10 protein-coding genes are annotated in these 9995 nt (G+C 61.6%); 6 read left to right on the top strand and 4 right to left on the bottom strand.

The features are described 5' to 3' along the window. Positions 1–291: 291 nt before the first annotated feature. Positions 292–1197, bottom strand: a complete 906-nt coding sequence (locus tag AC1D13_RS05315) for a LysR substrate-binding domain-containing protein (RefSeq protein WP_477689101.1) — start codon at positions 1195–1197, stop codon at positions 292–294. Positions 1198–1440: 243 nt separating this feature from the next. On the opposite strand from AC1D13_RS05315, the gene AC1D13_RS05310 reads away from it, so the two are divergent. Next, positions 1441–2091, top strand: coding sequence for an FMN-dependent NADH-azoreductase (locus tag AC1D13_RS05310; protein WP_477689100.1), 651 nt, complete (start codon positions 1441–1443; stop codon positions 2089–2091). Between the two features lie 125 nt (positions 2092–2216). Here the strand turns inward: AC1D13_RS05310 and AC1D13_RS05305 are convergent, their stop codons facing one another. Further along, a complete protein-coding gene (locus tag AC1D13_RS05305) occupies positions 2217–2573 on the bottom strand; it encodes a cyclophilin-like fold protein (RefSeq protein ID WP_477689099.1) in 357 nt (118 codons plus the stop codon). A 206-nt stretch (positions 2574–2779) separates the two neighbouring features. After that, complete coding sequence (locus AC1D13_RS05300) at positions 2780–3925, bottom strand: alpha/beta hydrolase (RefSeq protein ID WP_477670784.1); 1146 nt, start codon at positions 3923–3925, stop codon at positions 2780–2782. A gap of 185 nt (positions 3926–4110) precedes the next feature. Between AC1D13_RS05300 and AC1D13_RS05295 the strand changes: the two genes are divergently transcribed. Continuing rightward, complete coding sequence (locus tag AC1D13_RS05295; RefSeq protein ID WP_477689098.1) at positions 4111–5013, top strand: LysR family transcriptional regulator; 903 nt, start codon at positions 4111–4113, stop codon at positions 5011–5013. Positions 5014–5155: 142 nt separating this feature from the next. Continuing rightward, positions 5156–6067 carry a TauD/TfdA dioxygenase family protein gene (locus AC1D13_RS05290; protein ID WP_477689097.1) on the top strand — a complete coding sequence of 304 codons (912 nt, stop codon included), beginning with the start codon at positions 5156–5158 and terminating at the stop codon, positions 6065–6067. 311 nt (positions 6068–6378) lie between these two features. Here AC1D13_RS05290 and AC1D13_RS05285 read toward each other — a convergent pair whose 3' ends face one another. Next, entirely contained in the window at positions 6379–6927 is a 549-nt protein-coding gene (locus AC1D13_RS05285) for an NADPH-dependent FMN reductase (protein WP_477686437.1), read from the bottom strand. A 332-nt stretch (positions 6928–7259) separates the two neighbouring features. Here AC1D13_RS05285 and AC1D13_RS05280 point away from each other — a divergent pair, with 332 nt between their 5' ends. Genes AC1D13_RS05280 through AC1D13_RS05270 form a run of 3 tightly spaced genes read left to right on the top strand, consistent with a single transcriptional unit; the run spans position 7260 to position 9971 of the window. Then, on the top strand, positions 7260–8288 hold the full coding sequence (locus AC1D13_RS05280; protein ID WP_477689096.1) for an ABC transporter substrate-binding protein: 1029 nt from the start codon (positions 7260–7262) through the stop codon (positions 8286–8288). Then, positions 8285–9139: an ABC transporter ATP-binding protein gene (locus tag AC1D13_RS05275; RefSeq protein ID WP_477667306.1), complete on the top strand. Its 855-nt coding sequence runs from the start codon at positions 8285–8287 to the stop codon at positions 9137–9139. The genes AC1D13_RS05280 and AC1D13_RS05275 overlap by 4 nt, the downstream gene beginning before the upstream one ends. Then, positions 9132–9971, top strand: coding sequence for an ABC transporter permease (locus tag AC1D13_RS05270; RefSeq protein WP_477689095.1), 840 nt, complete (start codon positions 9132–9134; stop codon positions 9969–9971). The genes AC1D13_RS05275 and AC1D13_RS05270 overlap by 8 nt, the downstream gene beginning before the upstream one ends. Positions 9972–9995 lie beyond the last annotated feature (24 nt).

Raw genomic sequence — 9995 nt, 5'->3', positions numbered from 1 at the left:
GTTGCCGTCGGCCGTGAATCCCGGCGGGCCCGGGCGCTATTATTTTTGTAGCTGCTGGCGCTTATCCCTGTTGGCTTGCAGCCATTTTTTTCGTGAAAAAACAAGCTTTCGGGGCGCTATTTCCGGCCTCAACATGCACCCGCAGGTCCCAAATCGCCTGTTTTTTGCCGTTTTGACAGCTTTTCTGACTATCAAAACTGCCTTCAGCCCAATAAGGACAAGCGCAAACAGCTATTAAATTAATAGCACATTACTTGCACTCGCGGCCGGCTAATCCGCCAGGCCAGGCCATCAAACCAGCTCTTCACCCCGCATCCGCTCCCCCAGGAAGTCCAGAAAGCTCCGGACCGCCGGAATCTGCCCGCGCCGTGAAGTGAACACCGCATGCGCCACGCCGGGGCGAAGCGCCCAGCCTGGCAGCACAGGCACCAGCAACTGCGCCTGCTGCTCTACCGCGCTCAGGGATTCGGGCAAAAAACTCATGCCGGTGCCGGCCAGCACGGCCAGCTTCAGGGTTTGCAGGTCGTCGGCCACATAACGCGGCTGGTGCTGCAGCACAAACTCCTTTCCGTCGGGGCCCATCAGCGTCCACGACGCCCGGCCGTCCACCCAGGACATGGCGACGGTGTCGAGCTTGTGCAGGTCTTCCGGTTTTTCAGGCGTGCCCTGGCGCCTCAGCAAATCCGGGCTGGCCAGCAGGCGCCCGGAGCCCGCGCCCAGGTTTTTCACGATCAGGCTGCCGCTGTCTTCCAGCGTGGGGCGCACGCGCAGGGCAATGTCGATGCCCTCTTCCACCAGGTCAATCACCCGGTTGGTGACGCGCATGTCGACTTTCACATGCGGGTGAAGCGCCATATAGCGCGGCACCAGGTAGCCCACCGTGCTTTGTGCCAGCGTCACCGGGCAGGTGATGCGCAGGGTGCCGCGCGGCTCGACCTGCATTTGCGCCACGGCTTCCGATGCGGCCAGCGCCTCGTCGCGCATGGCGCCGCAGTGGCGCAGGTAAATCTCGCCGACCTCGGTCAGTGAAAGCTTGCGGGTGGTGCGCTGCAGCAGCCGCGCGCCCAGCCGCGCCTCCAGCTCGGCCACGCGGCGCGACAGGCGCGACTTGGGCAAACCCAGCGCCCGGCCGGCGGCGGCAAAGCCGCCCCGCTCCACCACTTCGGCGAAGTACAGCATGTCATTGAGGTCTTGCATGGGAAAAGTCCTTTCGTCGCCTTTACTCGCCTTGCGCCAGGTGCGATGGCGCCAGATCGAAGGCATTTTGTGATTTTGCGGTGTTTATTGTCTCATCAGTAGAACGATAAGTCGCATTATTGCCAACTTATCAAACACTCGACTCATCCGCACAATCTATCCCATGGCTGCGGTTCAAGGTGAACACGGCCTGAAAACCGGTTTATCCCACCCGATCAATCACTTCAATTCAAGGAATTCACCATGACCAAGCTTCTTCACATCGACTCCAGCATCCTTGGCGGCAACTCGGTTTCCCGCCAGCTCACGGCCCAGATCGTGGCCTCATGGCGCGCCGCCAACCCCGGCACCGAAGTCAGCTACCTCGATCTGGCAGCCGACACACCTTCCCACCTCTCCGCCGAATCACTCGGCTTCCGCATGCCTGCCGGCACCGCCCTGAGCGACGTGCAAAAGCGCGAAAACGCCGTGTCTGAAGCGCTGGTGACGCAATTCCTGGCCGCCGACGTGATCGTTGTGGGTGCACCGCTCTACAACTTCGCGATTCCCACCCAGCTCAAGGCCTGGATCGACCGCGTTGCGCAAGTCGGCCGCACCTTCAAGTACACCGACAAAGGCCCTGTGGGCCTGGCCGGCGGCAAGACGGTGATCGTGGCGTCCGCCCGCGGCGGTGTGTATTCAACCAGCGACGCGATGACAGCCCTGGAACACCAGGAGAGCTACCTGAAAGTGGTGTTCGGCTTCTTCGGCATCACCGACGTGCGTTTTGTGCGCGCCGAAGGCCTGGCCATGGGCGAAGCCGCCAAGGCCGCAGCACTGGAAGCCGCGCAGATTGAAATCGTGACCCACACGCAAAAGTCCGCCAACCAGGAAAAAGCCGCACTGGCTGCCTGAGCCACAGGCGTCCGGCACCCATGCCGGAACGCCGTACGGAAAAAAGCCCGCAACTGCGGGCTTTTTCGTTTTCGCCAACATCATCGGCCTGATGCACACGGCCCGACACGTTGCGCCGTGCAGCGTCATGGAGGAGCGTGTTCAACCCTCACCGCCACGGGGCCGGGGCGCCGCATGGCGTCCAGCCCTGAATCAAGCCGCCCGAGCCGAACCAGGCCGTCTGAAAAAGCGAAGTCCTTGTGATAAATCGCCAGATTGCCCCACGGAGCGTAATAACCGAGATCGCCGGTGGAGGGCTTGTGCCCCACCGGCGCACCCTTCGTTGACAGCGCACGCGGCAAATCAGCGACTTTTTCCGTGGCCGCGTAGTCTTTCAGGACCAGGTTCAGCGGAAGCAGTGCCGCAAAATCTCTGGCGCTGTCATTGCTGTCAAGTGTTGCCGTCGCAATGACGATGCCATCCACGCTCATCTGAATTTTCATCACGGGGTCCTTCCTGCGGGGTGTCGGGTCAGATGGTTGTTGGGAAACTGCCCGAGTGTCGCCGCCCGCAGCAGCGAGACTACTCGCGCAAAGCAGTGGAAGCATCAGCGAGGCGCAAAACCTCCGTCTGCGCGCGGCGAAGTGAAAGGCGGTCTCGCGTTCGACGCAGACGCCGCTCACCACATTGATGATCGCCCGAACCGCCATCAGGCGCCGGTCTGCACCAGGTGCTTGCCGAAGAACGCAGTCAGCTTGCCCCACGGAATCATCGTCACCCGGTCATACAGATCCACGTGGCCGGCGCCCGGAACAATAAACAACTCCTTCGGTTCAGCGGCCCGCTTGTAGGCGTCTTCGCTGAATTCTTTCGAGTGCGCCTGGTCGCCCGTGATGAACAACATGGGGCGAGGCGAGATCGTCTCGATGTCATTGAACGGGTAAAAGTTCATGAACTTGACGTTGCTGGCCAGGGTCGGGTGCGTGGTGGTTCGCGGCGATCCGCCCGTGGGCGTGTATTCGCCTCGCGGTGTGCGGTAGAAGTCGTAAAACTCGCGCTGGATGGGGTGCGTGTCCGCCGTCAGTTGATGCACGGTGCCACTGGTGTACTGGATCGCACCGCCTTTGAATTCCACATCGCGCTGCTCGGCGGCGGCGGCAATGATCTGCTTGCGCTGCTCGAGCGTCTGCGAATGATTGAGGGCGTCGCGGTTGGCCGCGCCCATGTCGTACATGCTCACTGTGGCGATGGCTTTCATGCGCGGGTCAATCTTCGCCGCACTGATGACAAAACTGCCACTGCCGCAAATCCCGATGGCGCCGATCTGCTGCCTGTCGACAAACGCCTGGCTACCGAGGTAATCCACTGCAGCGCTGAAGTTCTCGGCGTACAGGTCCGGCGCAACGGCATTGCGCGGCTGGCCGTCGCTGCCGCCCCAGAAAGCGAGATCCAGGGACATGGCCACAAAGCCCTGCTCCGCCATCTTGGTGGCGTACAGGTTCGCGCTTTGCTCCTTCACCGCACCCATGGGGTGGCCCACAACGATGGCCGGGTTGCGTTTTTTCCGGTCAAGCGTTTTGGGAATGAAAAGATTCGCCGCGACGTTCATCCGGTACTGATTCCTGAAAGTCACCTTCTGCACGGTCACCTTGTCGCTCTTGTAAAAGTTATCGGCACCACCGGGCCTGCCTGGTATGGCCGGCGTATCCGCCGCAAAGGCAGCTCCTCCAACGGTCGAAAGCATGCCGGCCGCAGCCACGCCTGTTCCAGTCATTCTCAAAAACTCACGGCGGCCGGAGGCGTCGCTGGACAGTTCGACCGCTGCGCGGCCGTCGTTCTCTGATGGTGTTTTCATGGTCGATGTTCCTCTTTGGTTGGGTCAGAAGGCACTACGCGTGACGGTTGCCCTTGTTCGACGTGGTCCGTGTTCCGTTCGCAGTTCCTGAAGTTTGCCAAGTACCTTTAACATTGACTAGGTAATGAATTCTTAATGAATTTGTTAGCATAGCTAATCAGTAGCCCACGAAACAGAGACCCGCAATGCCTCGACGCAATCTCAACGACCTCTTGGCCTTCGTCACCGTGGCGCGCCAGGGCAGCTTCACCCGGGCCGCCGCCACGCTGGGTGTGACCCCGTCAGCGCTGAGCCAGGCCATCCGGGGGCTGGAAGAAGGCTTGAAGATCCGGCTGCTCACACGCACCACACGCAGCGTCGCCACAACGTCCGCGGGCGAGCGGCTGATGAAGGCGATCGGCCACCGCTTTGACGAAATTGAGTCTGAACTCGACGCATTGACCGACCTGCGCGACAAACCTGCAGGCACCGTGCGCATCACGTGTGGCGACCACGTGCTGCAAAGCACCCTGCTGCCCAAGCTCGCGCCACTGCTTCGCGAGTATCCGGACATCAAGCTGGAGTTCGACGTGAACTATGGTTTTCGCGACATCGTGGCCGACCGTTTTGATGCCGGCGTACGCTTGGGAAACACGATCGACAAAGACATGATCGCCTTGCCCATCGGCCCGCCGCTGCGCATGGCAGTAGCGGCTTCACCCGGTTATTTTGCGGTCCATTCCATCCCCAAAACACCGCACGACCTCACCGCACATCACTGCATCAACCAGCGCATGCCTACTTCCGGCGGGTTGTACGTCTGGGACTTTGAGCGCCGCGGCCGCCAGGTCAATGTCCGTGTGGATGGCCCGCTGATCTTTAACACGACAACGCCGCAGGTCGACGCGGCACTGGCGGGGTTGGGCATCGCATTGCTGCCGGAAGACGAACTGACGGCGCACATTGAAGCCGGGCGGCTGGTGCGCGTTCTGCAGGACTGGTGCCCAAAATTTTCCGGCTACCACCTGTACTATCCCAGCAGACGCCAGCCTTCACCGGCCTTTTCGCTGGTGGTGAAAGCGTTGCGGGTGAGTGGATCCGATAGATAAGATGGTTGGCGCCCTCGTGTGGCGAAGCCGAACAGACTTAAAAGTAATTAACAAACGACGAATAGGTAGTTCGCTTTGCACGGCGGCACTCCTACATTTATAGGCTGACCGGCGCCCCAGGACGCAGATGAGAAAGATGAAGATGACAGCGACTTTGACTCCGAACGACCGTGCCGATGCATCGGCAGCAACGCATACCCAATCCTCCATCGAGATCCGGCCTTTTGACGCCCCGCTGGGCGCCGAGGTGCTGGGCATGGATTTGTCCACGCCGCTCACCACAGCTGACTTCAGCCGCATCCACCGCGCACACCTGGACCACCACGTTCTGGTCTTTCGCGACCAGCGCATCACGCCGCAGCAACATGTTGATTTCAGCCGCCGCTTTGGGCCGCTGCAAATCCATGTGTTGAAAAACTTCCAGTTGCAAAACCACCCTGAAATCCTGATCGTCTCCAACATCAAGGAAAACGGCGAACCCATCGGCCTGGGCGACGCCGGCCATTTCTGGCACTCTGACCTGTCATACAAAGACAAGCCCAGCCTGGGCTCATTGCTGCATGCCCAGGAGCTGCCCTCCGAAGGCGGCGACACCCTCTTCGCCAACCAGCACACCGCCTGGGACACCCTGCCCGCCGCGCTAAAAACAGCCGTTGAAGGCCTGCGTGCCGAACACACCTACCTCGCCAAATACGAAGAGCTGCGCAGCCGCAACCCATGGCGGCCCAAGCTCACACAAGAGCAGGTTGAAGAGGTCAAGCCGGTGGTTCACCCGGTGGTGCGCACCCACCCCGAAAACGGCCGCAAGGCGCTTTTTGTCAGCGAGCATTTCACCACCCGCATCCTGGGCATACCCGAGGACGAAAGCAAAGCGCTGCTGGGCGAACTGTTCGAACACACCTCACGCCCCGAACTCATCTACCGCCACCAGTGGCAACCACACGACATGGTGTTCTGGGACAACCGCTCAGTCACCCACCTGGCAGCAGGCACCCCCGACCACCTGCGCCGCAAGCTCTACCGCACCACCATCGAAGGCGACGCCCCGTTTTAAACGAGAGCTTGCGTCCGGTATTCGGATTGCGGTTTTAGGTATTCGGGTTTCAGGTATTCCTTGCCCCCACCCCTTCTGTATGCGCCGAGGAGCGGAGGTCCAGACGGATCAGGGATCGCGATTGTCTGAGCCGAAGGCGAGTTCGAGCGAGACCCCGGCTGGACCGAGCACCGCAGGTTGCCCGCAGCGCAGCGAAGGGACGCAGACAGCAGGGTCGCCTTTTCTTTGGTGACTTTCTTTTGGCGAAGCAAAAGAAAGTTACTTGCCGCCGGGCAACCCCGGCCAGCCGCCCTCAGCAAAAAGCATGACGCTCAGGCGTGCTTCTTAACCCACCCCACATAAGCATCCACCCACCCCTGCAAAAACTTGCGGCTGCCTTCACTGATGCTGCCATCAGCGTCGTACAAACCTTCCTTGTTGTGGACAAAAGCCTCAGGCTGCCCCAGCGTAGGCACATTCAGGTAAGCCAGGATATTGCGCAGATGCTGCTGGGCAAGCGCAGTACCAATCGCGCCAACCGATGCCCCGATCACGCCGGCAGGCTTGCCGTCCCATGCGCTCTGGCCGTAAGGGCGTGAGGCATGGTCAATGGCATTTTTCAGCACACCGGGAATCGAGCGGTTGTATTCGGGCGTGACAAACAGCAGGCCCTGCGCCGCCTTGATCTCGCCCTTGAGCCGCTTCACCTCTGCCGACGGATTCCCGTCGTCGTCCTGGTTGTAGGGCGGCAGGTCGTCAATGCGCACATGGGTAAAGCTGAAGTCCGCGGGAAACAGCTTTTCAAGCGCACTGGCGAGTTTTTTGTTGAACGAATCCTTGCGGATGCTGCCGACGACGACGGCGATGTTGTATTGGGCCATGGGGTTCTCCAGGAAGGTGAGGATGAAAGGGTTTGATCAGCGAATGCGCGAATTCGCAAAAGGCATTCCCGGTTTTAAATCAATTCACCGCCGCGCGCTGTAGGACTTCAGGACAGAAATACCCCAAGGTTCCGCAGCGCTGCCCGCTTCCCGTCAACACGCCAGGCCGCCTCTGCGCAAAACCAGACAGCACCCCAACAGCCGACTGCCCGGGATGCAGCAACAAAGCAACCCGGACGCCCTGAAAACCCCGAAATCACCCCTGAATCAGCCCGAAATCACTGGCACGGATGCTGCGATGTTGAGCCTGTCAACCACTCACTCCTCACGCCATGAATATCACTCGCTTCCTCGGTCTCACAGCTTTGTCGTTTGGCCTCCTGTCCACTCAAGGCCATGCCGCACCCCCACCTGAACGAACCGAAATCCGCTACCAGGGCTGGGCCGGCCAGGTCACCTGGATCGAGTTGGCCGAAGACCTGGGCTACCTTGCGCCGCTCAAAGCCAAATGGGTGGGCAACACCATCAGCGGCCCGCAAGACATCCAGAGCGTGGTCACCGGCGATGTCGACCTGGGTGGCGCCTTCAACGGCGCGGTCGTGAAGTTGCTGGCCAAGAAAGCGCCGATCAAGGCGGTGCTGGGCTACTACGGGGTGGACGAGAACACCTGGAGCGGCTACTACGTCAAGGAAGACAGCCCGATCAAATCCGCACGCGACCTGATCGGCAAAAAAGTTGCGGTGAACACGCTGGGCGCACACCACGAGTTCATGGTCCGCGAATACCTGGAACGCGCCAAAGTCAGCGACGCAGACGCCAAGCAGGTCACCCTGGTGGTCACGCCCCCGGTGACTGGAGAGCAGGCGCTGCGCCAGGGCCATGTGGAAGTCACCACCCTGGGCGGTGTGCTGCGCGACAAGGCGCGGGAGCGCGGCGGCATACGCCCGCTCTTCACAGACCGGGACCTGTATGGCAACTTCACGGCGGGCTCCATCGTTCTGCACAACAAGTTCATCGAGCAGAACCCCAACACCAGCCGCCACCTGGTGTCGGCCTTGGCGCGTTCGATCGAATGGGCGCGCAACACACCGCCGGCCGAGGTTCGGGCACGCTTCGTGAAAATCATTGACGGCCGCAAGCGCGCCGAAAGCGCAGACACCATCCAGTACTGGAAAAGCACCGGCGTGGCGGGCACAGGCGGCGTGATCAAGGACAAGGAGCTGCAGATCTGGATCGACTGGCTGGTCAAGGACGGCTTGCTCAAACCCGGCCAGGTCAAGCCCACAGACCTGTACACCAACGCCTTCAACCCTTATTCCAATACCTCCAACAGCGGCGACAAGCTGGCGGCCGCCAAATGAGCGCCGCAAAAATCCGCTTTGAAAACGTCAGCAAGGAGTTCACCGTTCGCGCGGACGACGGTGGTGCGGCCAAACGATTTGTGGCCGTGCACGACGTGACGCTGGACGTGCGTCCGGGCGAATTCCTGGTGCTGGTCGGGCCCAGCGGCTGCGGCAAGTCCACCCTGCTTGACCTGCTGGCCGGTTTGGCGCTGCCCACCAGTGGCCGCGTGCTGATTGACGGCCAACCCATTACCGGCCCGGCACGCGACCGCGGCGTGGTGTTCCAGCAATACGCCCTCTTCCCCTGGCTCAGCGCGCTCGACAACGTGGCCTTTGGCCTGGAGGTGGCGGGCGTGGGCAAGCGCGCCCGGCGCGAGAAGGCCGCGCACTACCTGGAGCTGGTGGGCCTGACCGATTTTTCCAACCGCTTTCCGCATGAACTTTCCGGCGGCATGAAGCAGCGCGTGGCCATTGCGCGCAGCCTGGCTTACGAGCCGCAGGTGCTGCTGATGGACGAGCCCTTTGCCGCGCTCGATGCGCAGACACGCGAAACGCTGCAGGAAGAGCTGGTCGAAATCTGGCAACGCACCGGCAAGACGATTGTGTTCATCACACATGGCATCGACGAAGCCGTGGTGCTGGGCCAGCGCGTGGCCATCATGACCACCCGGCCGGGCCGCATCAAACAGATCGTGGACATCCCCGAATCCTTGCGCAGCGGCACCGACGACGTGCGCTCGCTGCCGCTGTTTGGCGAATTGCGCCACGAAATCTGGTCGCAGCTGCATGACGAGGTGGCATCCGCCCGCCGCGAGCGCCGCGCCCGTATTTCCTCACAACCCATCCTCAAGGAAATCGCCCATGTCTGATATTGCCCTGAACGCGGGCGCCGCACCGCTTACCCTTCACACGCCGCCGCTCTGGAAACGCCTGCAGGCACAAGTTGCCAACGCCACCTGGCGCTCCGGCCTGATCGTGGCGCTGGCCCTGCTGTGGGAATTGGCGCCGCGCCTGGGCCTCACCGACCCGACCTTCCTGCCGCCGCTCAGCGAGGTGCTTGCCGCCGGCTGGGCATTGGCACTGAACGGCCAGCTGTGGGAGCACACCTCCATCAGCCTGGCCCGTTCGCTCGGCGGCTTGCTGCTGGCCATCGTGTTCGCGATTCCGCTGGGGCTGGCCATCGGCTGGTACCGGCGCCTGGGCAACACGCTCAATCCGCTGATTGAGCTGTTGCGCAATACCGCGCCGCTGGCATTGCTGCCGGTCTTCCTGCTGCTGCTGGGCATTGGCGAGGTGTCCAAGGTCTCCATCGTGGTGTATTCGTGCGCCTGGCCCCTGTTGCTCAACACCATCTCGGCCGTGCGGCAGGTGGATCCGCTGCTCGTGAAATCGGCCCGCACCATGGGCGTGACACCGCGCCAGCTGTTCCTGAAGGTCATCCTGCCGGCTTCCGTGCCGACCATCTTCGTGGGCATACGCCTGGCTGCGGCTTCGGCCATGCTGGTGCTGATCGCCGCCGAGATGGTGGGTGCCAAGGCCGGGCTGGGCTACCTGATCATCTACGCCCAGTTCAGTTTCCTGATTGCCGACATGTACTTCGGGATCATCGCCATCACCGCCATCGGGGTCACGCTGAACTTCGCGCTGCAGGCGCTGGAGCGTCACTTCACGGCGTGGAAGCCTGCTTCCACCCACAGCTGACTCCTTTACCCACAGAAAGACATC

Source organism: Polaromonas sp. P1_E12 (assembly GCF_056405975.1).
Note: the sequence above shows the minus strand (reverse complement) of the source record. Positions and strands in the feature narration are given on the sequence as shown.